Source organism: Streptomyces sp. NPDC058678 (assembly GCF_042714835.1).
Taxonomy (GTDB): Bacteria; Actinomycetota; Actinomycetes; order Streptomycetales; family Streptomycetaceae; genus Streptomyces.
Genome location: NZ_JBHXSG010000043.1, coordinates 25206 through 46719, shown reverse-complemented (window position 1 = coordinate 46719; position 21514 = coordinate 25206). Strand labels below are relative to the sequence as shown.

Sequence of the window (21514 nt, the reverse complement as noted above, 5' to 3'; positions counted from 1 at the left end):
GGTGTGACGGGGTGCCGCGCCCCCCGCCAATCGGGCGGAATCCCGCCCCCTCCGTGCCCCCGTCCGGCATGGCACCCTCGCCGGACCACTCCCACCCGGCATGGTCATGTGTTCATGCGACTGCCCATGCCCGTGCCCGTGTCCCTCTGCCTCGCAGCAGCCGCCGCCGCGCTCGTCCCCGTGTCGGCGTATGCCGACGACGGCGGTTCCTGTGCCGCCCTCGGGGACCGGGGCTTTCCGGTCACCACGCGTATCCACGGTGGACCCCGCTCGTACGAGGCCGGGGGCGGTTACGGCACCTGGTACCTGGACCTCACCAACACCACCACCCGGACCTGCGGGAGCATCCACCCGGTCGTCGTCCTCGCCGACGAGAAGCGGGCCCTGGAACCCTCCCAACCCCGCCTGGAGTTCTACGACGGCACAGCGCGGGGCAGTAATCGTCCCCACCCCGTCCGCTTCGAGCGCACCGACGCCGACGAGCTCGTGGGCGCCTTCGCCGACGAGCGGGCCGGCTTTCCCGGGTTCACCGTCGGCCCGGGAAAGACCCTCACGGTGAAGGTCCGGCTCGCTCTCACCTCGGATGCCGTACCGAACGAGGTCACCGCCAACGCGGCCGTCGTACAACGCCACGACGACGACGGCGAGTGGATCGGCCAGTCCAACGACTACCGCTTCGGCATCGGCACGGAACCTCCCCCCGAGCGCACACCGGCCCCCGAATCCGCCCCCCACACCCCCACCGCGACCCCAACCCCCACCGCGACCTCAACCCCCACCCCCAGCCCCACCACCCGACTCCCCTTCACCCGCGAGGCCCAGGAACTCGCCCTCACCGGCCTCCGCGCGGCCGTCGCCCTCGCGGCCGTCGCCCTGCTGCTCGTCACCGGCGGTGCCCTGCTGCTGGCCCGCGGACGCCGCTGATCCGGCCTGCGGTCATCTCCCGCGGACGCCGCTGATCCGGTCTGCGGTCATCTCCACGGAAACTGGCCATTCCCCCAAGATCCGGCCACTGTCTAGGCTGGGGCGCACCCAGCACCGCGTTCATGCGGCATGCGTACGGCAGGAGATCCCGCACATGGCAGACCGCAGGCCCATCGAGTCGTGGCTCACCGACATGGACGGTGTGCTCATCCACGAGGGCATACCGATTCCCGGCGCCGAGGAATTCCTCAAGAGGCTGAAGGAGTCCGGGAAGCCCTTCCTGGTCCTCACGAACAACTCGATCTACACCCCGCGCGATCTGCACGCCCGGCTGCGGCGCATGGGCCTGGACGTGCCGGTCGAGTCCATCTGGACCTCGGCGCTGGCCACCGCCCAGTTCCTGGACGACCAGCGGCCGGGAGGCTCGGCGTACGTGATCGGCGAGGCGGGCCTGACCACCGCGCTGCACGACATCGGCTACATCCTCACCGACCACGAGCCGGACTACGTCGTCCTCGGCGAGACCCGCACGTACTCCTTCGAGGCCATGACCAAGGCCGTACGGCTCATCGAGGCCGGCGCCCGCTTCATCGCCACCAACCCCGACGAGACCGGCCCCTCCACCGAGGGCCCGCTCCCGGCGACCGGAGCCGTCGCCGCGCTGATCACCAAGGCGACCGGCAGGCAGCCGTACTTCGCGGGCAAGCCGAACCCGCTGATGATGCGGACCGGGCTCAACGCGATCGGCGCGCACTCCGAGACCAGCGCCATGATCGGCGACCGCATGGACACCGACGTCCTGGCCGGCATAGAGGCCGGAATGCAGACGTTCCTGGTGCTCACCGGCCTGACCCGGCCCGAGCAGGTCGAGAACTTCCCGTACCGGCCGTCCAGGGTCGTGGACTCGATCGCGGACCTCGTCGACCGGGTCTGAAACCCTTTCTGACCCGTTCGGAGCAGTGCGGCCCCGCTGAGGATGCGGGGCCGCGGCCCGAGAGGGAGGCTCCAGACATCTGGAGGTTCACGATGGGTTCTGCAAGTCTCACTCTCTGTTCCGGTCTCATGGTCGCCGCCGCTCTCACCCCGACGGCGTACGCGACGGACGGAGGCACCGGCATCGTGGTGACCCCCTCGTCCCCCGCCCCCGGCACCGACATCGCGCTGCGGGTCTCGGACTGCACGGCCCGGACCGCCACGGCCGTCTCGGTGGCCTTCGTCGCGGACCTCGAGCTCACCGGTACCGACGGCACGCTCGTCGGCGAGACCCGCGTGCGCGCCTCGGTCAGGGCGGGCTCCTACGAGGTGAAGGTCACCTGCGGGGACAGCGACCGCAAGGCCGCCCTGACCGTCGTGGAGAAGACACCGGGGTCCGACCGGTCCGCACACCAGCCCACCACCCCCGCCTCCCCGGTCGCCCCCGTGCGCGCCGGAGGCGGCGGCACCGCGCGCCTCGCGGTAGCGGACGCCGCCGAGGACGCCCGCGCCGCCGGACCCGGCACCGGGCACGCCGTGATCGGGCTGATCCTCGCCGCGGGCGCCGCGGTGGCCGTCGCGCTCCGGAGTACCCGCCGGAGCCGCAGGACGGGCTGACCGCCATGTCCGACCACGAACGACATTCCTCCGGCACCGGCCGTCTGATGACCGGCGTGGCCTGGGCGGTGCTGCTGCTCGGGTTGTGGCTGTGGGGACGCGAGGTGACCGACGTACGACCGGGGATATCAGCGCCCACCACGGGCGACATGGCGGCGGTCGGGCGGCCGCCGGAGGTGGAGCTGCCGCCCGCGCACCGCCCGCTCGGTGCGGCCCTGCCGCAGCGCGTCGACATTCCCTACCTCGGGGTGCAGGCGCCCGTGGTGGCGCGAGGGCTGGACAGGGAAGGAGCGATCGACCCGCCGCCGTTCGGGCTGTCGGGGGTCGTGGGGTGGTACGCCGGGGGCGTGCGGCCGGGGGCGGCCGGGACCGCACTGATGGTGGGGCACGTCGACACCGAGACCCGGCCCGCCGTCTTCTACAAGCTCAGCTCCCTCAAGCCCGGCGAGACGGTCCGGGTGATACGCGACGACGGCAAGGTCGCCGAGTTCACCGTCGACGACGTCCGGGTCGTCACCCGCGACCACTTCGACGCACAGCAGGCCTACGGCCCACGCCAGACCGGACGGGCCGAGCTGCGCCTGATCACCTGCGGCGGCAGCTTCGACCGGGCGAGCCGCAGCTACACGGCGAACGTGATCGTCTCGGCGTACCTCACGGGCAGCGGTCTCTAGAACTCCCGTACAACCCTGGGTGGCTGGCGGGTGTCTGAGTGGCTGGCGGGGCGAGGTTCGCCCCGCGGGGAGGGACCCAGGGATGATCAACCGCCGACGCAAGACGGGGGCGGTTCTGGCCGCCTTCGCGGCCGCCGTCGCCGCATGGCTGCCCGCCACGTCCGCCCAGGCGGCCGACGGCCCGGTCGTACACATCGAACTGCGGAGCGACAGCATCGGGCTGCCCGTACCGCCCAGCGACGATCCGCCGCAGATCGGTTGGTACCTGAAGAACGACGGGCCCGGCGCGGCGAAGGACGTCACCATCAGCGTGGACCTCAGCGACGTCAAGGACTGGGTCACGGTCAACGGGAAGTCGCTCGACACCTTCTCCTGGCCGGCGATCGCGGACGTCCCCGAGGGCAACAAGGCCGGCTACATCGTGGATGTGAACGCCGAGCCCGGCACGCCGCTCGGTACCACCGGCACGGTGACCCTGAGCGGCACGTCGTCCAACGGCACCGTGGTCTCCGTCCCCGTCGAACTGACGGCGGGAACGACCGAGTTGACGGTGAACAAGCTGCCCGACCGGAAGGGCGACAAGCCCGGATCCACGATCGAGTCCCCGGTCACCATCAGCAACACCGGCACGCTGCCCGCCGACGGGGTCCAGCTGCAGCTGCGCACCACCATCGGACTCGCGTACGCGGACCGCTTCTCCAACTGCGTGTACTCCAAGGCCGTCGGGGACGCCTACGGTCTGACGGAGCAGGCGCTGTGCACGTTCGACACGGTCGTCGAGCCCGGCAAGAGCTACCGGCTGGACCAGCCGGTCAAGCTGGACCTGACCCCGCAGGCCCTGTTCGAGTACTTCAGCCACGAGGCCCTGCCCCTGTCCGGCGGCGACACCAAGCCTCCCGCGGGGAACGGTCCCGCGCTCTCCCTGGTCGCCGCCGGAGCCGCGGCCACCGACGGCACACCGATCAGCCGACGGCACATCGACGCCGACAGCACCGCCGACATGGTCGCGGGCGGCGACACCGCCGAGGGCGCACCGGGCGACCTGGTGCACGTGGACGTCTCCCTGAGCAACGAGGGCCCGGGCTGGGTCGGCTACAACGCCAGCGACGACCAGCCCGCGCTGCTGGTGACGGTCCCCACCGGCACCAAGGCGGTGGAGATCCCCGACCGCTGCAGCGTGTGGAACGACGAGGCCGAGGCCGGTACCGGTGAACAGACGCCGGGCGCGCCGCAGTACATCTGCCACCCCCGGCCGCTCCAGTTCGCGGTCGGTGACACCCGTTCCTTCCGGTTCGGCCTGCAGATCCGTGCGAACGCCGTGACCACCAGCGGTGAGGTCCTGGCGACCACGCAGTACGGCAACACCATGACCTTCGACGACAAGCACGGCAACGACACCGCGCCCGTCACGGTCGAGGTCGAGGGCGGCGGCAACGGCGGCGCCCCCGCGCCGAGTGCCTCCGCGTCGGCGTCCACCGCCCCCGGGACCGACGGCAACAGCCCCCGGACCCAGACGGTCTCCGCGGCCGACGACGCCACCGGTACCGGCTCCCTCGCCTCCACCGGCAGCAGCGGCACCCTGCCCCTGGCGGCCGCCGCCGCCACGGGCGCGCTCCTGCTCGGCGGCGCACTGGTCCTGTTCGTCAGGCGCAACCGGGCCTGACAGGTGGTTCCGGGTCACACCCGGCCCGGTCGGCGGCCCGCTCCCCCCAAAGCCGCCGACCGGGCTGGTCCTCGACCGCGCGCGCACGGGCTGCGGGAGTGACCCGGCGCCTGCGCGGGAGGCCTGAGTGGCCGGGGGCTGGGGCCGTATGCAACGACTCTAGGGTGGATGAGCGCCGCGGCCTAGAGGTCGATCGACGCCAAGTTCCCGTCCGGTGGCTCTGCGTCATCCGCGCTGGTGATGCGAAGGAGGACAGGGCGGTACGCGATTTCTACGGCGTCCCGCCGGGCGGCGTCTCCCCGCGCAGTTCGGCGTCGTCGTCCGCCAGCCCTTCGATCATCGCGCTCGCCACCCGGTCCAGCGGCAGTCGGCGCCGCCGGGCGTGCCGGCGCAGCGCGGTGAACGCCTGGTCGGCGCCGACCTGCCGGCGCTCGGCGAGCATGCCCTTGGCCTGTTCGATGCGCACCCTGCTGGACAGGGCCTGCCGCAACTGCCCGGACAGGGTGCGGTACTGGCTGTACGTGCGGTGGTTCTGCAGACCGACCGCCGCCGCGTCGGCCATCGCCTGCGCCACCAGCAGCTCCTGGGCCGTGCCGTCCTTCGGCGAGGAGGGCGGCGTCGGCACGAACACGTTCAGCGCGCCCAGCAGGGTCTCGCGGCGGCGCAGCGGGACCGCGTAGGTCGCCACGATGTCGTGCCTGAGGGCCCGCTCGGTGAAGGCCGGCCAGCGGGCGTCCGCGTGGGCCACCCGGATGGACACCGGCGGCACCGGCTTCCCGGAGCCGTAGCTCTCCAGACAGGGCCCGCCGCCGTGCTGCGCCTCCAGCAGGTCGAGCGCCACGCCCTGGTGCCGGCTGCTGCAGGCCGGCGACACCGCCTCTCCGCCGTCCATGAGCATGATCCCGGCCGTGCGTGCGGACAGCAGTTCGACGCAGTGGTCGGAGACCCGTTGCAGGCAGGGCGTGGCCTCGAAGCCGTCGGTGAGCGTGTCCGCCGCCTCCACCAGTGCCGCCGCCAGCCGGAACTCCCTGGTGGTGTACCGCATCGCGAGCACTCTCCTACTGGTGCCGAGCGCCCCCGTGCAGGCGCGCGCCTACCCGGACCATGGGTGCTGTAACAGCTCTTGGACAAGGCCCGGACGCCGTCGAGGGCCGCGCGACGGGTGTGTCAGGATTGGGGCTTGGAACGGTGCACCCAAGGGGGGTTGGATGTACGTCAGCAGGGGGGCTCGAACACGCGCTTCCGCGGCGGTGCTGGGGGCGGCACTGCTGATCGCGGGGTGCTCCTCGTCGGGGGACGGGGACGACGAGGAGAAGGACGGCGCCGGCGCCGGGATCACGCAACAGCCCAAGGCGAGTGACCCTTTCTGGGTCAACCCGGCCGGCAACGCGGCGGAGCAGGTCGCCGCCTACGAGAAGTCCGGCAAGAAGGCGGAGGCCGAGCAGATCCGCAAGATCGCCGAGCAGCCGACCGGCGAGTGGATCGGCGTGGAGGACCCGGAACAGGAGGCGCGCGGCTTCACCGAGGCCGCCGAGAAGGCCGACCGCACGGCGCTGCTGGTCCTCTACAACATCCCGCACCGCGACTGCGGCCAGTACTCGCAAGGAGGCGCCGCCGACGGCGACGCCTACCGGACCTGGATCGACGGCGTGGCCAAGGGCATCGGCGACCGCTCGGCCACGGTGGTCCTGGAGCCCGACGCCGTACTGCACCTGGTCGACGGCTGCACCGGCGAGGAGTTCCACGAGGAGCGCTACGCCCTCCTCAAGGAGGCCGTCGGCAAGCTCAAGACCCTGGAGAACACCAAGGTCTACATAGACGCGGGCAACGCCGGCTGGGGCAACCCCGACCAGATCTTCGAGCCCCTCCGGCGCGCGGGCGTCGACCAGGCCGACGGCTTCTCGGTCAACGTCTCCAACTTCTACTCCACCCAGGAGTCCATCGCCTACGGCAAGAACCTCTCCTCGAAGGTCGGCGACAAGCCCTTCGTCATCGACACCAGCCGCAACGGCAACGGCCCGTACACGGGCGGCAACCAGGACGAACGCTGGTGCAACCCGCCCGGCCGGGCGCTGGGGGAGACCCCGACGACCAAGACGGCGGACCCCCTGGTGGACGCCTACCTCTGGGTCAAACGCCCGGGGGAGTCGGACGGCGAGTGCAAGGGCGGCCCGAAGGCGGGCGAGTGGTGGGCGGACTACGCACTGAAGCTGGCCAAGGCTTCCGGATAGTCCCTTCCACACGACTGGGGGCGCCCTCCGTGACGGAGGGCGCCCCCACGTGCGTACTGCTGCCCACGGCCTAGGGAACCTTGACCCACTGCGCCTTGCTCGGCGTCCCCTGGTCGTCGTTCACGAAGACCATGTACCACCCCGACTGAACAAGGTTCTTGTTCTCCGGGACGGTCACGGTGACCTTGTTGCCCGACGTCTTGAAGTCCAGCGCGATCGACCGCTGGTCGACATCGGTCACGTGCGTCGCGGCACTGGGCCGGATCAGCCGCACCGACTTGATCGAGGAGGCGTGCTGCGAGCTGAACGTCCCCGACTCGCCCCGCTCGATGGTCTGCGGGCCGCCCGAGAGCGACGGCCGCGAACCCTGGTACAGATACGGCGGCGTGTAGATCTCGATCCGCTGCTCGAACTCGCCGGGCTTCGTGTTCGCCTTGTCCGCGTACAACGAGTCCGAACCGAAGAACATCACCCGCCCGTCCGGCAGCAGCAGCGACCCGGAGTGGTAGTTCCGGCCCACCAGCGGATCGGCGACCTCCTCGAACGTCTTCGTGTCCGGGTGGTACAGCCGCGCCTGCAGGATGTTGGAGTCACCGCGCCCGCGGTAGTCCTCCGAACCGCCCGACACGAGAACCGTGTCGTCGGGCAGCACCGAGGCCTGCGGATAGCGCGTGCCCTTCTCCATCGACGGCCCGTCCACGAACTTCGGGCTGTCCGCCTTCAGGTCGATGAGCCGTGTCTTGTTGCTGGACAGCTGGGACTCGCCGACCCCGCCGCCGCCGATCACCATGTACTTCTCGTCCTGCGCCGGCGGCAGCAGCACGGTCCCCGCGGTCTCCAGCATGTTCGGGTCGCTGAGTCCGGGCAGCTTGGTGAACTTGTTGGTGTCCACGTCCCAGACACCCGGGTCGCGGCCCACGTCGTCCGGCCCGTAGCCCGCGTTGGCACCCGAGTAGAAGATCTTGCCGTTCTGCATCAGGAACAGCGCCGGGTACGTCGGGAACTGCATGGTCTTCGGCAGGTAGGTCCACTTGCGGGTCTTCGGGTCGAAGACCTCGTTCTTGCCGGGGACCAACTGCCCGATGTCGTCGAGGCCGGAGACGCTGAGGACCTTCCCGTCGCTCAGGGTGGTGAGCGTCGGATACCAGCGGGCCTCCTTCATCGGGTCGACCTTGATGTACTTCTCGGCGATCGGGTCGAACTCGAAGGCGTCCCGGATGCCCTGGAAGTCCTTCTTGTCGAGCGCCAGCTTCTGCGCGATGCCGTACGTGTTCTTGGCATCGGCGCCGGACAGACCCGAGACGGTGTAGTTGTCCTGGGTGCCCGTCTCGTACTTGGCGCCGCTCTTCTGCGCCTCGACGTAGATCCGGCCGAGGCCCGGGGTGTTGCCGAGGAACTCGCCGGTCTTCTTGTCGAAGTTCTTCGTCGCCCGCTCGACGACGACCGGGTCCTTCGACACGAAGGTCCTGCCGTTCTCCTTGCCCACGAACTTGGTGCCCGCGGGCAGGGTGATCGGCTTGTCCGGGTTCTCGTTGTGGACGATCATCAGGCCGCCGGCCTTGGTGACGTCACCCTTCAGCTTCTCGTACCGCTTGGTGCCGCCGGCGATCAGCAGGTTGCCGTTGGCGAGCTGGGTGTGGCCGGTGCAGAACAGGTCCTTGGGCGTGGGGACCTTCTTGATGGTGCCCTTGACCGGGTCCCAGATCCGGGTGTCGAACTTCTTGTCGTCGAAGTTGTCCTGGTTGTTGCCCGACCCCGCGACGAGCAGCACCTTGCCGGTGCGCAGCAGCGCCGCGTGGATGGTGTTCTGCCGGTACTCCTCAGGGAACTCGATGACGTCCCATTTGCCGTTCTCGGCTTTGTACTCGGGCTTGTTGATTTGGTACTGGTGGTATTTCTCGGTCCCGAAGCGGTACAGCCACGGCCCGTTCATCCCGGCCAGCGCGAGCACCACCGCCGTGCCTATCGCGAGTCGACGGGCCCGGCGGCGGCCTGCACGGTCGTTCATTCCTTACGTCCCCCAAGTCCACCAAGGGCGATCTGCATGGTCTGGTCGCCCGTCCCGTTCGAGGCGGCCCAGCTCGGCTTGTGCTGCGGGGCGTGCTGGGCCGGTGTGCGCTGCACGGGCAGCGGCTGCGGCTCGTACGCCCCCACGGGAGCAGCGGGCTGAGGGGCGGGAGCCGCGTCCTGCGGCTCCTGCGTGGGCACGTCGGGCTTCTTCTTCTTCGCCTGGCGCAGCATGTGGCGCCAGGCGAAGATCGGCGTCGCGGTGATCAGGGTGGCGAACATCGCCCAGATGATCATCGCCGGGTGCGAGTGCCCGAAGACGAAGCCGGCGGTGATCGACGCGCCGAAGATCAGGATGAAGTACCAGTGGTACCGGAAGGTGCCGAACCACCTGTCGGGGCTGGCCGAATCGCCCTTCGGGGTGACCACGAACTTGCTCTTGCGCCGCAGGACGGTGTCGACCAGCGCCTTCGCGTAGAGCGGCGCCGACAGGGCGGACATGACCATGCCTGCCACACCGCCGGAGCCCTCCGGCTCGTGCGGGGAGACGTTGTGCCGGCGGTTCCAGATGTACAGGCCGATCTGGAGCGCGGAGGCGTTGCCGTAGAGCATCAGCCACACGGTCGGGTCGATGTCCACACCCGAGGCGCCCAGGCCCAGGAACAGCGCGCAGCTCAGCGCCGCGAGGATCCAGTTGAGGGCGGACATCGGGTAGAAGATGATCATCATCGTGTAGTTGAAGAGCTTGCTCGGCGGCAGCGAGTACCAGCCCTTCCAGTACTGCTTGAGGATCGTCTCGTAGGTACCGCGGGACCAGCGCATCTGCTGCGTGAAGAAGTCGGTCCACGCGCTGGGGCCCTCACCGACGGCGAGCACGTCCGGGGTGTAGACCGAGCGCCACTTCTTGCCCGTCGCCGGGTTCTTGTGGCGGTGGATCTCGAAGCCGGTGGCCATGTCCTCGGTGATCGAGTCGTACAGGCCGCCGATCTGCTTGAGCGCCTTGATGCGCACGGCGTTCGACGTGCCCACGAACATCGGCGAGCCGTAGCGGTTGCCGGCGCGCTGGATCAGCGCGTGGAAGAGGAACTGCTGGGACTCGGCGGCCTTGGTGATGAAGTTGTCGTAGTTGCCGTAGACCTGCGGGCCGATGACGAAGCCGATGTTCGGGTCGCGGAAGAAGCCGAGCATCCGCTCCAGGTAGTTCGGCAGCGGCACGTGGTCGGTGTCCACGGAGGCGAAGAAGTCGTAGTTGTCGCCGTGCGCGTCCAGCCAGGCGTTGTAGTTGCCGTGCTTGGTCTTGGCGCGGTGCGGGCCCTTGGCCTGGTTCCACTTGGCGACGCCCTTGCGGGAGAAGTGGTGCACGCCGAGGCGCTCACAGACCTCCTTGACCGCCGGGTCGTCGCCCTCGTCGAGGAGCCAGACATGCATGAGGCCGCGGTGCCGGATCCGCACCGCGGCTTCCAGGGTCTTCGTCACCATCTCCAGCGGTTCCTTGCCGGGAACGAAGGAGGTGAGGAAGGCCACTCTGGTGCCGGTCTCGGGCACCACCGGGATCGGGTCGCGGGCGACCAGGGTGGCGTGCGCGTTCGACAGCACGTTCATGCACCGGAAGAACTCGATCAGGCCGATCGAGACGAGCATGACGATGTCGAGCGCGGGCAGCCAGGAGAAGGCCGGGTAGTCGCGCTCGGTCCAGTGCTCGGGCTGGAGCAGCCAGGCCAGCAGGACCAGCGAGAGCAGCGGCGCGGCGGCGAGCATCAGCGCGACCCTGATGCGGTGCGGCTCCTGCGAGATCAACGAGCGGTACTGCACCCTGTACGGCTTGCCCGGATCGGGCTGCGTGAGGGGACCGGCCAGTCTGCTGTAGTGCTCGTAGTCGTATTTGGGCAGCGTTTTCTTGATCCGGCGGAAGGCACCGGTCCGATGCGAAGCCACCCTTAGCTGGGTGGTCTGGGACGGATCGAGGTCCTGCCGGGCGCCCGTCGGCGTCGACGTCATGAGTCATTCCCCCCACACGCGGGAACGCCGCGTGTTTCGTCGTTTCCTTACGTCTGCTCAGGTCCCCCTCGACCTTCACAGTCGTATCAGCGGTGGGTCGCAGTCACCACATGCTCCACACTTACAAGACACGGAACCACGACCTTCCGGTTGCATGATGCCCCCCTCGGCATCCGGTCGTGAACGGGGCCCCTCTCCCCGATCAACCGGGCAACCGGCTCCTTCCCCCCAACTGCCGCGTATCCGCAGCATCTTGAAAACCAGGGTTCTACGGTGTTCATCATGATCGCAAGATGCGAAACGCGGTGTTTACCGGTCATACGCGTTCATTGTGGCGCCTGTGGGGACCTTGTGGAGTCATTGTGTACGGCGGATCGGCCGACGGACCCGGCCGGAGAGCGGACAGGCCCCCCGCCTGGGCGGGGGGCCTGTCGTGTCTGTGCGCCGCCAGGGACTCGAACCCCGGACCCGCTGATTAAGAGTCAGCTGCTCTAACCAACTGAGCTAGCGGCGCGCGCTGACCTGCACAACTCTACCGGATGCCGGAGAGTGCCACGGACCACCGGAGCCGCCGGGCGGCGCCCCGGAGGGGGCCGTACGTACATCATTCGGACCGTCAGCATGCGCGTCGGGGCGACAGTTGCGAAACTGGCGAACGTGCACAGGTGCGGACATTTCCATCTGGAGTGTGAAGGGAAGCGGATGACGACTCCGGTCTTCGAGGAATTCGATCCCGCGAGCGACTGCGACTGCCCCGGATGCGTTCACTGGCGACGGGTCCTGCCGCATTCCCCGTCGTCCCCGGCCGGCCGCCACCCCGCCGCCCACCGGGCGGTGATCCTCGCCGCGGCGGCCTCCACGGCGCTCGTTTCCGGCCATGCGGCACCGGCGGTCGCCGCCCCCCACGTGCCCGCCCGCCCGGGCGTTCCCGTGGGTGACGAGCCCGAGACCCCGCAGGGCGGCAAGGCCCCGCTGCACGGCCCGGGCGGGCGGCCCGCGGGCCCGGTGAAGGTTCCCCCGACCACTCGCGCGGACATCATCACCCGGGCCAAGCGGTGGGTCGCCGCGAAGGTGCCGTACAACATGAGCCGGTACTGGGCCGACGGGTACCGGCAGGACTGCTCGGGCTTCGTGTCGATGGCCTGGAGCCTGCCCGGCAACGAGTGGACGGGCAGCCTCGGCCGGTACGGGGTGCGGATCGTGAAGGACGATCTGCAACCCGGCGACATCCTTCTCTTCCACAACCCGGCGGACCCGGAGAACGGGTCGCACGTCGTGATCTTCGGCGGCTGGACGGACTACACGCACACCTACTACGTCGCCTACGAGGCGACCCGCCCGCACGTCCGCCGGCAGTCCACCCCGTACGCCTACTGGAGCCACTCCGACCGGTACGTCGCCTACCGCTACAAGGGGCTCGCCCGCGCCGCGGCGGGGGCGGCACCGGACCCCCCGAAGTCCGACAGCGCGAAGCCGGGCGCGCCGGCCGGGACGCCGTTCCCCGGATCGGCGTACTTCGGTCCGGGCGCGAACAACAAGTACGTCACCGAGCTCGGCCGCATGCTCGTCGAACGCGGCGCCGCGCGCCACTACACCTCCGGTCCCGGCCCGCGCTGGTCGGACGCCGACCGGAGGGCGACCCAGGCATTCCAGGCGGCCCAGGGCTGGTGGGGCGACGACGCGGACGGGCTGCCGGGTCCGCGGACTTGGGCGCTGCTGGTGACGGGGCGGGGCAGGGACGTCACGGGCGGGCCCTCCTCCCATGGAGTGCCCGGCTATCCGGGACGGGCGATGTTCCGGCCCGGGGCGAACAACCAGTACGTCACCGAGCTCGGGAAGCAGCTGGTGAAGAAGGGGTTCGGCACGTACTACACGACCGGGCCGGGACCGCGCTGGGGCGAGGCGGACCGGCGAGGCGTCAAGGCCTTCCAGCGTGCCCAGGGCTGGCGGGGCGGCGCGGCGGACGGCCACCCGGGTCCGGAGACCTGGCGGCGGCTCTTCTCGTAGGCCCGGGGGACCGCTCGCCGTCCCGGACCCACGACGCACTGCTCGCGATCCCACGCACTGTTCATGGCGTATCTGGCGCGGAGGCTGGAGGCACGCATGAGTACGACCACTTCCCACACCCCCGAGTCGGAGGGACCATCCCGTCCCGCCCGGCTCATCCAGAACGAGTCGACCACCGAGATCCCCGTCCACCTGCTGTTCCGCGACGAACCCGACCCGGTGTCGGTGCCGCTGAAGCCGGCGGTCGTGGGGCGGCGGCAGGGGACGGGGGAGCAGCCCCGCTTCCGCCGTCAGACGGCCCTGGAGCCGCGGCCCGCGCCGGAGGTCGACCCCGCGCTGACGGAACGGCCCGCACGGGTGCTGCCGGGTGCGGCGGGCGTGTTCGCCGGCGCCTGCGGGGCGGCCGGCTGTCTGGCCACGTCGTGGTGGGCGGGCGCGCTGCCGCCGCTCGCGGTGGAGGCGCTGGGGCTGCCGTCGTACGCCGGGGCGGGCCTCGGCCTCGCGCAGTGGGCGGCGTACGCGGGCGCGGGCGTCCTCACCCTGTTCGGTTTCGGCGGGCTGGCCCGGGGGCGGACCGGGCGGGCCTGGGTGCTCGGACTGTTCGGCCGTTACCGGGGCACGGTCCGGCGCACCGGCCTGATGTGGGTCAACCCGCTGCTGCTGCGCCGCCGGGTGGACGTACGGCTGCGGCACTGGCGCAGCGAGCCGATGCCGGCGGCCGACGCGAGCGGGGTCGCGCTGCGGGCGGTGGTGCTGGTGGTGTGGCGGGTGCGGGACACCGCGCGGGCCACGCTGGGTGTCGAGGACCACGAGACGTATCTGCGCGAGTGCGTGGAGGCGGGGCTCGCCCGGGTGCCGGTGGAGATGCCCGGTTCCGGGCGGGGGTCCGCGGACACGGCGGGGGACGCGCTGACCCGGCTGGTCGCGGCGGACGCGGCGCCGGTCGGGGTCGAGGTGTTCTCGGTGCAGCCGGTACGGCTGGAGTACGCGCCCGAGGTCGCTTCCGCGATACACCGCCGCCGGATCGCAGCGCTGGACGCCCAGCACCGGGCGAGCGTGCTCACCTCCGTCGTCGACTCGGTGGAGGACACGGTGACGCGGCTGACCATGCGAGGGCTGGTGGAACTGGACGACTACGAACGCAAGGCGCTGGTGAAGGACTTGACGGTGGCGTTCTGCGCGGGGCGCGGAGAGTCGGGACAGTGATTGGTATGGACATGCCTAAGAGGCGGCAATAATCTGGGACTTGGTCTAGACCTACCTGCACAGCTCACTGCACCTCCCCCACGTTCTCCAGGAGCGGCAGCATGCGCAAAAAGACCAAGTGGTACGCCGCCGCGCTCGGCCTCACGACGACCGGAGCCCTCGTGCTCTCGTCCGGCGGCGCGAGCGGCCACGGCTACACCGACCTCCCTGTCAGCCGTCAGAAGCTCTGCCAGAACGGCTCCGTGACCAGCTGCGGCGACATCCAGTGGGAGCCGCAGAGCGTCGAGGGCCCCAAGGGCTTCCCGGCCTCCGGCCCGGCCGACGGCCGGATCTGTTCCGGCGGGAACACGCGCTTCGCCCAGCTCGACAGCCCGAGGACCCCGGCGGGCGGCGCCTGGCCCGCCACCAAGGTGTCGGGCGGCCAGAGCTACACGTTCCGCTGGCAGTTCACGGCCATGCACGCCACGAGCGACTTCAAGTACTACGTCACCAAGGCGGGCTGGAACCAGAACCACAACCTGGCCCGCTCCGACCTCAACCTCACCCCGTTCCTGACCGTCCCCTACGGCGGCCAGCGACCCCCGTCCACGCTCTCCCACAGCGGCACCCTGCCGTCCGGGCTGAGCGGCCGTCACGTCATCGTCGCGGTGTGGACGGTCGCGGACACCACCAACGCCTTCTACGCCTGCTCGGACGTCACGTTCTGATCGCTGCCCGCGGGGGTGCCGGAACTCTGAGCCTTACTTGAGAGAGCCCGGCACTCCCCGCGGGTACGTTCCCCACACGCCGCCGAACGTGACGGCGCGGGAACATCGGGGGACACCATGGAAGCGCTCTTCTTCGTCATGCCGTTGCTCATGCTCGGGATCGTGGGCTTCGCCGCGTTCGCGGTGATCCGTCGCGCCCAGGACGTCAGCAGCGCCTGGAACAGCGGCCTGACGGCCCACGCGCGCTGTCTGCGGGCGTACACGACGACCAGCGGCGGCGGCAACTCGTCCGTGCACACGACGCTGCACCACGTCTACGAGTTCGTCACGTGGGAGGGCCGCGTCGTCCGGTTCGACGAGGCGGGCGGCCCGAGGACGACCGTCGCGGGCGACATCGTCCTCGTGCACTACGCGGCGAACCGCCCGGAGCGGGCCACGGCCAAACCGCCGGCCCGCGGCCGGCTGGCGGCAAGCACCGGCTGCCTGCTGGCGCTCCTCGGAATGATCGCCCTGTTCTGCCTCGGCTTCATGGCCGTGGCGCTGGTGGTGTTCGTCTGACGGACGACTTGGCGACCTGGGTCTCCACATCTGACGGCTCGTCAACTAGCGTGCGCGGCCATGGAGTCCAAGGCGCGCACGGTGGCCGAACTCGTCGCCGGCCGGTGGGGCGACCACCGGCCGGGGCTGTGGTGCGAGATGGGGGTCTCCCCGCTCGAGCGAAGCCGAGAGCGGGGGAGGGCGCTCACCCACCACGAGGTGGCGGCCGGCGCCGCGGCCAGGGCGGCGCTGCTGGCCGACCTGCTGCCGCCCCGTCCGCACATCGGGGTCCTCCTCGACAACACCCCCGAGTACCCGATGTGGCTGAGCGCGGCCGCCCTCGCCCGCGCCGCCGTCGCCGGCGTCAACCCCACCCGCCGCGGCCCCGAACTCGAACGAGACATCCTGCACACCGAGTGCCGCGTCCTGGTCACCGAACGCACCCACCTGCCACTCCTCGCCGGCCTCCGGCTCCCCGGCGTCCGCCTCCTGGTGACCGATGCGCAGGAGTACGAGGACCTGCTCGCCCCCTACGCGGACGCGCGGCCGGACGCCTCCCGGGCCACCCCGGCCGACCGGTTCCTCCTCTACTTCACCTCCGGCTCGACCGGCGCCCCGAAGGCCGCGCTGTGCTCGCAGGGCCGCCTGGCCGCCGCCGGGCACTCGCTGGCCGACCAGTTCGCCGTCCGCCAGGGCGACGTGCACTACGTCTGCATGCCGATGTTCCACGGCAACGCGGTGATCGCCGACTGGGCCCCCGCCCTCGCGGCCGGGGCGGGAGTGGCGCTGCGCAGGCGGTTCTCGGCGTCACGGTTCCTGGCGGACGTACGGGCGTACCAGGCGACGTACTTCACCTACGTGGGCCGCGCGATCCAGTACCTCCTGGCCACCGAGCCGCGCCCCGACGACCGGGACAACCCTCTGCGCCTGGGCTTCGGCACGGAGGCGGGCGCGGTGGACGCGGCGGCCTTCGAGCGGCGGTTCGGGGTGCGGCTGGTGGAGGGATACGGCTCCTCGGAGGGCGGCGCGGCGATCCAGTGGCGGCCCGGCACCCCGCCCGGCGCGGTCGGCCCGTCGGCCCCCGGACTCGCGGTGCTCGATCCGGCCACCCGCGAGGAGTGCCCACCGGCCGTCTTCGACGAGGCCGGGCGGCTGCTGAACGGCGACGAGGCCATCGGGGAGCTGGTGAACCGCGGCCCGAGCCCCTTCGAGGGCTACTGGCGCAACCCGGACGCGGACGCGGCACGGCTGCGGGACGACGGCTGGTACTGGACCGGTGACCTCTTCTACCGCGACACCGACGGCTACCTCTATTTCGCCGGCCGCACCGACGACCGGCTGCGCGTCGACAGCGAGAACCTGGCCGCCGCGATGATCGAGAACATCCTCGCCCGGTACGAGGGCGCGGTCGCCGTCGCGGTGTACGCGGTGCCGGACCCGGTGACCGGGGACCAGGTGATGGCGGCGGTCGCCGGGGACTTCGAACCCCGGGCCTTCGCCGAGTTCCTGCTCGCCCAGCCGGACCTGGGGACGAAGATGGCGCCCCGGTTCGTGCGGGTGCTGGAGCGGATGCCGGTCACGGCCACGAACAAGATCCACCGGGCGCGGCTCAGGAAGGAAGGGGTCCGCTGCGCCGATCCGGTGTGGTGGCGGCCTCCCGGGGAGCAGGCGTACCGGAGGCTGACCTCGGCAGACGCCGAAGGGCCCCTCGTTTCCACGAGAGGCCCTTCATCTGTGCGCCGCCAGGGACTCGAACCCCGGACCCGCTGATTAAGAGTCAGCTGCTCTAACCAACTGAGCTAGCGGCGCATGACTCTCGCCGACTGCTCTTCGCGGCCGACGACACAGAAAATACTACCCGGTCCGCGGGGGTGCTTCGGACCACCTGCCGGTGGCCCTAGATCGCCAGGGACAGCAGCACCGGAGCCGCCCCCCGGTTCAGCTTGTCGGCGGCCTGGCGGAGCCGGTGGGCGTGCTCGACCGGCAGGGACAGGGCGAGGCAGCCGACCGAGGAGCCGGCCGTGATCGGGACGGCCGCGCAGACCGTGCCGACGGCGTACTCCTGCAGGTCGAGGTGGGGCACGGTGGGCGGCTGGGTCTCCAGACGGGAGAGCAGCAGCTTGTCGCTGGTGATGGTGCGGGAGGTGAGGCGGGCCATCTTGTGGCGGGAGAGATGGTCCCGGCGGCCGTTGTGGTCGAGCTGGCCGAGCAGGCTCTTGCCCAGCGCGGTGGCGTGGGCGGAGTAGCGGAAGTCGACCCACTCGTTGACCGAGGGCGTGGTGGGGCCGTCGGCGTACTGGGCGATGGTGACCTCGCCGTCCACGTACCGGCTGATGTAGACGGCGGCGCCGATCGAGTCGCGCAGCCGGTCCAGGGTGCGCTGGAGACGCTCGCGCAGCGCCTGGTCACGGCCCTCGGCGGAGCCGAGGCGGGTGAGGGCGGCGCCGGTGACGTACGCCCCGTCGGTGACCTGCTCGACGTAACCCTCGCGGCGCAGCATCCTCAGGAGCGTGGTCAGTCGCTCAGGGTTGAGGCCGGTCAGGCGGGCGAGACGGGTGTCGGTGACTCCGGTGGTGTGTCGCGCCACGGTCTCCAGGACGCGCAGGGCGTCCTGGGCCGAGTGGTACGGCGCGGTCGGCTCGTGCATCAGCGCCACGGTGTTTCCCCCTGCGCTCGCTCGGTCGCTCTTACTACTGGGCCGTAATCCGGACAGCGAATCCCCTCCACGATAACGGGCAAGAGGCTTGTAGTGAGCGGTTGTTGACGAGATTGCGTCGGTGGCGCAGCCCTCTCAGCAGGGGCACTGGCACTCTGGCATATGCCAGAGACAAGCTCCGACCCGTGGACCTCGGGTGTTGAGCTCTGTTCACCTCTTGTCGTCACAGAACCGCGCTGAGAAATTCCCGCGTCCGGTCCTGCTCCGGCTCGCTGAAGATCTTCTCCGGCGGTCCCGACTCGATGACCCGGCCGGAGTCGAACATCAGGACCTGGTCGGAGATGTCCCGGGCGAAGTTCATCTCGTGGGTCACACAGAGCATCGTGATGTCGGTGGTGCGGGCGATGTCCCGCAGCACGTCCAGGACGCCCGCGACCAGTTCCGGGTCCAGCGCCGAGGTCACCTCGTCCAGGAGCAGCACCTGCGGCCGCATCGCCAGGGCCCGGGCGATCGCCACCCGCTGCTGCTGGCCGCCGGACAGCTGGGTCGGGCGGGAGTCCCGCTTGTCGGCCAGGCCCACCAGTTCGAGCAGCTCGCGGGCCCGCTCATCCGCCTCGTCCCTGGACATGCCGAGGACGGTGACGGGGGCCTCGGTGATGTTCCTGAGGACCGTCATGTTCGGGAACAGGTTGAACTGCTGGAACACCATCCCGATGTTCTTGCGGACCTCGCGGACCTGCTTCTCCGGGGCGGGGAAGAGCCGCTGCCCGTCGACGGTGATCGTGCCCTCGTCGGGCTTGGTCAGCGTCATCAGCAGCCGCAGGATCGTCGTCTTGCCGGAGCCGGAGGGCCCGATCAGGGTGACGTGCTTGCCGGAGTCCACGGAGAAGTCGAGCCGGTCGAGGACGGTGTTCGTCCCGAAGCGCTTGGTGACCTGCTCGAAGCGGATCAGTTCACTGCCGTCCACCGGCCGGTTGGCGTTGGCGTCGGGCTCTTTCATCAGGGGGGCGTCAGTGGACAAGACGTCGCTCCAGTGCTCGCAGAAGAAGGGAGGCCAGATAGGAAATGAGGATGAAGGCCACGCCGATCACGGTCAGCGGCTCGGTGAACTGGAAGTGCTCCTGGGAGTACAGCCGCGCCTGCCCGAGCATCTCCAGGACGGTGATCACCATCAGCATCGGCGTGTCCTTGAGCATCGCGATGACGTAGTTGCCGAGCGCCGGCACGACCCGGCGGATCGCCTGCGGCAGGATCACCACCCGCCAGGTCCGGGTGACCGGCAGATTCAGCGCCGTCGCGGCTTCCCACTGGCCGGCCGGCACGGCCTCGATGCCGGCGCGGTAGACCTGCATCGTGTACGTCGAGTAGTGCAGCCCGATGCCGATCACACCCGTGGTCAGCGCCGACAGGGTCACGCCCCACTCCGGCAGCACGTAGAAGAGGAAGAACAGCTGCACCAGCAGCGGGGTGTTGCGTACGAACTCCGTGACCACGCCCACCGGCCAGCGCACCCAGCGCGACGGCGTGCGCATCAGCAGCGCCCACACCAGACCGAGGGCGAACGAGATCAACGATCCCAGGACCAGCGCCTGCAGGGTGACCAGCAGACCGCCCCAGAAGTGCGGCATGAAGCCGCTCACAGCGTCCCAGTCCCACTTCATCACGAACCACCCCCGGCCACGCCGACCCCGGTACCGACGGGCCCGGGCTCCGTGACGACCTTGCGCTCCGGCACCTTGCCGACGCCTGCCTTCAGCTTGTTCTCCAGCCCCCGCATCACGCGGGTGAGCAGGAAGGCGATCACGAAGTAGATCACCAGCAGGTACGAGTAGATCTCCGCGCTCTCCTGCAGCGCGAGCCGCACCAGGTTGCCGCTGAACGCCAGGTCGCCCATGCCCATCACCGACACCAGCGCGGTGCCCTTGAGCAGCTCGATCAGCAGGTTGGAGAACGGCGGGATCATCTCCGGCACCGCCTGCGGCAGCATGATCAGCCGCATCCGCTGCCACGGTGTGAAGCTGAGGGCGATCCCGCCCTCCTGCTGTGCGGGGTCGACGGCCTTCAGCGCGCCGCGCACGATCTCCGAGCCGTACGCCCCGTAGGTCAGCCCCAGCGCGAGCGTGCCCGCCCACATCGGGACCAGCTGCCAGCCGAAGGCGATCGGCAGTACGAAGAACACCCAGAAGATCATGACCAGCGCGGAGGTCCCGCGGAACACCTCGGTGTAGAGGCCCGCGAGGAAGCGGACGATCCACAGGCGGTGGGTGCGGGCGACGCCGGCGGCGAAGGCCACCGCCGCGCCGAGCAGCGCGCTGAAGACGAGGAGCTGGACGGTGGTCCATATCCCCTTGAGTACGAGTTCCCAGAGTCCTGAGGTCATCCGCCGCACAACTCCTTCGCGGTGAGGTCGGTCATCTCGGCCTCGGTGAACCCGAAGGGCTTGAGGATCCGGAACAACTCCCCACTCTTCTTCAGCTTCTGCAACTCGACGTTGAAGGCGTCCCGCAGATTCGTCTCGGTGGGCCGGAACGCGAAGGCGCCCCCGTCCACGTGCGGTTTGCCCTCGACGAGCGGCGCGAAGGCCTTGGTGGCCTCGGCCTTGCTCGACTTCTTCACCACTTCGCGCGTGGTGAGCGCGGTCCCGGCGAAGACGTCGACCCGCCCCGCCTCCACGGCGTTCAACCCGGCCACCTGGTCCGGAACGATCAGGATGTCGCTCTCCTTGTACCCCGCCTCGACGGCGTACTGGATCTCGGCGTATCCGGTGCCGGTGGCGAACTTGGCCTTCTTCTCGACGACGTCCTTGTAGTCGTGCAGTCCCTTCGGATTGCCCTTCCGCACGATGAACGAGTCGAGCATCTGGTAGTCGGGGTCGGAGAAGATGACCTGCTCGCAGCGCTCGGGGTTGACGTACATCCCGGCGGCGACGACATCGAACTGCTGCGAGTTCAGCCCCGGAATGAGCGAACCGAACTCGGTCGGCACGGGCTGCACCTTGTCGACCCCGAGCCGTTTGAAGATCACCCTCGCGAGCTCGGGTGCCTCGCCGGTCATCTCGCCGTTCGTGTCGATGTACCCGAAGGGAATCTCACCGGCTATTCCCAGCCGTACGACACCGGCCGCCTTCAGCCGGTCGAGGAGTTCACCGCCCTCCGTGCTCGACGCGGTGGCCACGCGCGAGCACCCGGCGGCACCCAGTGCGCCGAGCGCCGCTACCCCCGCGAGCAGCGACCGGCGTGTGGTCCCGGACGTGTGTGTGCCATGTTCCAGTGGTGGAGCCATGGCGGCGCGGCTACCCGAGACCATGCGAGGTA

19 protein-coding genes and 2 tRNA genes are annotated in these 21514 nt (G+C 70.1%); 11 read left to right on the top strand and 10 right to left on the bottom strand.

Features of this window, described 5'->3' with window-relative positions:
- Window positions 1-114 precede the first annotated feature (114 nt).
- From ACFWWR_RS32180 to ACFWWR_RS32160, 5 genes are all read left to right on the top strand, one after another.
- A complete protein-coding gene (locus ACFWWR_RS32180) occupies window positions 115-924 on the top strand; it encodes a hypothetical protein (RefSeq protein WP_384306908.1) in 810 nt (269 codons plus the stop codon).
- A gap of 154 nt (window positions 925-1078) precedes the next feature.
- Window positions 1079-1858 carry an HAD-IIA family hydrolase gene (locus tag ACFWWR_RS32175; protein WP_383859259.1) on the top strand — a complete coding sequence of 260 codons (780 nt, stop codon included), beginning with the start codon at window positions 1079-1081 and terminating at the stop codon, window positions 1856-1858.
- 92 nt (window positions 1859-1950) lie between these two features.
- A complete protein-coding gene (locus tag ACFWWR_RS32170) occupies window positions 1951-2514 on the top strand; it encodes a hypothetical protein (RefSeq protein WP_383859257.1) in 564 nt (187 codons plus the stop codon).
- Between the two features lie 5 nt (window positions 2515-2519).
- Complete coding sequence (locus tag ACFWWR_RS32165; RefSeq protein WP_384306906.1) at window positions 2520-3188, top strand: class F sortase; 669 nt, start codon at window positions 2520-2522, stop codon at window positions 3186-3188.
- An 82-nt stretch (window positions 3189-3270) separates the two neighbouring features.
- Entirely contained in the window at window positions 3271-4851 is a 1581-nt protein-coding gene (locus ACFWWR_RS32160; RefSeq protein ID WP_383859251.1) for an LPXTG cell wall anchor domain-containing protein, read from the top strand.
- A 271-nt stretch (window positions 4852-5122) separates the two neighbouring features.
- Here the strand turns inward: ACFWWR_RS32160 and ACFWWR_RS32155 are convergent, their stop codons facing one another.
- Window positions 5123-5896 carry a GAF and ANTAR domain-containing protein gene (locus tag ACFWWR_RS32155; RefSeq protein ID WP_384306903.1) on the bottom strand — a complete coding sequence of 258 codons (774 nt, stop codon included), beginning with the start codon at window positions 5894-5896 and terminating at the stop codon, window positions 5123-5125.
- Between the two features lie 163 nt (window positions 5897-6059).
- Between ACFWWR_RS32155 and ACFWWR_RS32150 the strand changes: the two genes are divergently transcribed.
- Window positions 6060-7082, top strand: a complete 1023-nt coding sequence (locus ACFWWR_RS32150; protein ID WP_383859242.1) for a glycoside hydrolase family 6 protein — start codon at window positions 6060-6062, stop codon at window positions 7080-7082.
- A gap of 70 nt (window positions 7083-7152) precedes the next feature.
- On the opposite strand, the gene ACFWWR_RS32145 is transcribed toward ACFWWR_RS32150, so the two are convergent.
- From ACFWWR_RS32145 to ACFWWR_RS32135, 3 genes are all read right to left on the bottom strand, one after another.
- Window positions 7153-9090 (bottom strand): galactose oxidase-like domain-containing protein, encoded by a 1938-nt coding sequence (locus ACFWWR_RS32145; protein WP_384306900.1) that lies wholly within the window; start codon window positions 9088-9090, stop codon window positions 7153-7155.
- Window positions 9087-11087 (bottom strand): glycosyltransferase family 2 protein, encoded by a 2001-nt coding sequence (locus ACFWWR_RS32140; protein ID WP_383859236.1) that lies wholly within the window; start codon window positions 11085-11087, stop codon window positions 9087-9089. The genes ACFWWR_RS32145 and ACFWWR_RS32140 overlap by 4 nt, the downstream gene beginning before the upstream one ends.
- A 440-nt stretch (window positions 11088-11527) precedes the next feature.
- Window positions 11528-11601 (bottom strand) — tRNA-Lys (locus ACFWWR_RS32135).
- 188 nt (window positions 11602-11789) lie between these two features.
- On the opposite strand from ACFWWR_RS32135, the gene ACFWWR_RS32130 reads away from it, so the two are divergent.
- The 5 genes from ACFWWR_RS32130 to ACFWWR_RS32110 all read left to right on the top strand — a co-directional run bounded on the left by ACFWWR_RS32130 (window position 11790) and on the right by ACFWWR_RS32110 (window position 17314).
- Window positions 11790-13094: a peptidoglycan-binding protein gene (locus tag ACFWWR_RS32130; protein WP_384306897.1), complete on the top strand. Its 1305-nt coding sequence runs from the start codon at window positions 11790-11792 to the stop codon at window positions 13092-13094.
- A 96-nt stretch (window positions 13095-13190) separates the two neighbouring features.
- Complete coding sequence (locus ACFWWR_RS32125) at window positions 13191-14300, top strand: SPFH domain-containing protein (RefSeq protein WP_384306893.1); 1110 nt, start codon at window positions 13191-13193, stop codon at window positions 14298-14300.
- 101 nt (window positions 14301-14401) lie between these two features.
- Window positions 14402-15007, top strand: a complete 606-nt coding sequence (locus tag ACFWWR_RS32120) for a lytic polysaccharide monooxygenase (protein WP_383859227.1) — start codon at window positions 14402-14404, stop codon at window positions 15005-15007.
- 117 nt (window positions 15008-15124) lie between these two features.
- Window positions 15125-15565, top strand: a complete 441-nt coding sequence (locus ACFWWR_RS32115; protein ID WP_383859224.1) for a hypothetical protein — start codon at window positions 15125-15127, stop codon at window positions 15563-15565.
- 60 nt (window positions 15566-15625) lie between these two features.
- Complete coding sequence (locus tag ACFWWR_RS32110; protein ID WP_384306891.1) at window positions 15626-17314, top strand: AMP-binding protein; 1689 nt, start codon at window positions 15626-15628, stop codon at window positions 17312-17314.
- Here the strand turns inward: ACFWWR_RS32110 and ACFWWR_RS32105 are convergent.
- The 6 genes from ACFWWR_RS32105 to ehuB form a co-directional block, all read right to left on the bottom strand.
- Window positions 17280-17353: transfer RNA gene (locus tag ACFWWR_RS32105), tRNA-Lys, on the bottom strand. The two genes, ACFWWR_RS32110 and ACFWWR_RS32105, sit on opposite strands and share 35 nt — an antisense overlap.
- Window positions 17354-17441: 88 nt before the next feature.
- The gene (locus ACFWWR_RS32100; RefSeq protein ID WP_383859218.1) at window positions 17442-18200 is read right to left on the bottom strand and encodes an IclR family transcriptional regulator; all 759 of its coding nucleotides are present in this window, start codon (window positions 18198-18200) and stop codon (window positions 17442-17444) included.
- Between the two features lie 223 nt (window positions 18201-18423).
- Window positions 18424-19200, bottom strand: coding sequence for an ectoine/hydroxyectoine ABC transporter ATP-binding protein EhuA (ehuA, locus tag ACFWWR_RS32095; RefSeq protein WP_383859674.1), 777 nt, complete (start codon window positions 19198-19200; stop codon window positions 18424-18426).
- Window positions 19201-19210: 10 nt separating this feature from the next.
- A complete protein-coding gene (ehuD, locus tag ACFWWR_RS32090) occupies window positions 19211-19861 on the bottom strand; it encodes an ectoine/hydroxyectoine ABC transporter permease subunit EhuD (RefSeq protein ID WP_384306888.1) in 651 nt (216 codons plus the stop codon).
- Window positions 19861-20580, bottom strand: coding sequence for an ectoine/hydroxyectoine ABC transporter permease subunit EhuC (ehuC, locus tag ACFWWR_RS32085; protein ID WP_383859212.1), 720 nt, complete (start codon window positions 20578-20580; stop codon window positions 19861-19863). Before ehuC ends, ehuD begins: the two co-directional genes overlap by 1 nt.
- Window positions 20577-21482 carry an ectoine/hydroxyectoine ABC transporter substrate-binding protein EhuB gene (gene ehuB / locus ACFWWR_RS32080; RefSeq protein WP_383859209.1) on the bottom strand — a complete coding sequence of 302 codons (906 nt, stop codon included), beginning with the start codon at window positions 21480-21482 and terminating at the stop codon, window positions 20577-20579. The genes ehuC and ehuB overlap by 4 nt, the downstream gene beginning before the upstream one ends.
- Window positions 21483-21514: the final 32 nt, after the last annotated feature.

Excerpts from the sequence above, each read along its gene's own strand:
- ACFWWR_RS32145 (WP_384306900.1), bottom strand. The coding sequence starts at position 9,090 with ATGAACGACCGTGCAGGCCGCCGCCGGGCCCGTCGACTCGCGATAGGC.
- ACFWWR_RS32130 (WP_384306897.1), top strand. The coding sequence starts at position 11,790 with ATGACGACTCCGGTCTTCGAGGAATTCGATCCCGCGAGCGACTGCGAC.
- ACFWWR_RS32175 (WP_383859259.1), top strand. The coding sequence starts at position 1,079 with ATGGCAGACCGCAGGCCCATCGAGTCGTGGCTCACCGACATGGACGGT.
- ACFWWR_RS32160 (WP_383859251.1), top strand. The coding sequence starts at position 3,271 with ATGATCAACCGCCGACGCAAGACGGGGGCGGTTCTGGCCGCCTTCGCG.
- ACFWWR_RS32150 (WP_383859242.1), top strand. The coding sequence starts at position 6,060 with ATGTACGTCAGCAGGGGGGCTCGAACACGCGCTTCCGCGGCGGTGCTG.
- ACFWWR_RS32140 (WP_383859236.1), bottom strand. The coding sequence starts at position 11,087 with ATGACGTCGACGCCGACGGGCGCCCGGCAGGACCTCGATCCGTCCCAG.
- ehuD (WP_384306888.1), bottom strand. The coding sequence starts at position 19,861 with ATGAAGTGGGACTGGGACGCTGTGAGCGGCTTCATGCCGCACTTCTGG.
- ACFWWR_RS32110 (WP_384306891.1), top strand. The coding sequence starts at position 15,626 with ATGGAGTCCAAGGCGCGCACGGTGGCCGAACTCGTCGCCGGCCGGTGG.
- ACFWWR_RS32165 (WP_384306906.1), top strand. The coding sequence starts at position 2,520 with ATGTCCGACCACGAACGACATTCCTCCGGCACCGGCCGTCTGATGACC.
- ACFWWR_RS32170 (WP_383859257.1), top strand. The coding sequence starts at position 1,951 with ATGGGTTCTGCAAGTCTCACTCTCTGTTCCGGTCTCATGGTCGCCGCC.
- ACFWWR_RS32155 (WP_384306903.1), bottom strand. The coding sequence starts at position 5,896 with ATGCGGTACACCACCAGGGAGTTCCGGCTGGCGGCGGCACTGGTGGAG.
- ehuC (WP_383859212.1), bottom strand. The coding sequence starts at position 20,580 with ATGACCTCAGGACTCTGGGAACTCGTACTCAAGGGGATATGGACCACC.
- ehuA (WP_383859674.1), bottom strand. The coding sequence starts at position 19,200 with ATGAAAGAGCCCGACGCCAACGCCAACCGGCCGGTGGACGGCAGTGAA.
- ACFWWR_RS32115 (WP_383859224.1), top strand. The coding sequence starts at position 15,125 with ATGGAAGCGCTCTTCTTCGTCATGCCGTTGCTCATGCTCGGGATCGTG.
- ACFWWR_RS32120 (WP_383859227.1), top strand. The coding sequence starts at position 14,402 with ATGCGCAAAAAGACCAAGTGGTACGCCGCCGCGCTCGGCCTCACGACG.
- ACFWWR_RS32180 (WP_384306908.1), top strand. The coding sequence starts at position 115 with ATGCGACTGCCCATGCCCGTGCCCGTGTCCCTCTGCCTCGCAGCAGCC.
- ehuB (WP_383859209.1), bottom strand. The coding sequence starts at position 21,482 with ATGGCTCCACCACTGGAACATGGCACACACACGTCCGGGACCACACGC.
- ACFWWR_RS32125 (WP_384306893.1), top strand. The coding sequence starts at position 13,191 with ATGAGTACGACCACTTCCCACACCCCCGAGTCGGAGGGACCATCCCGT.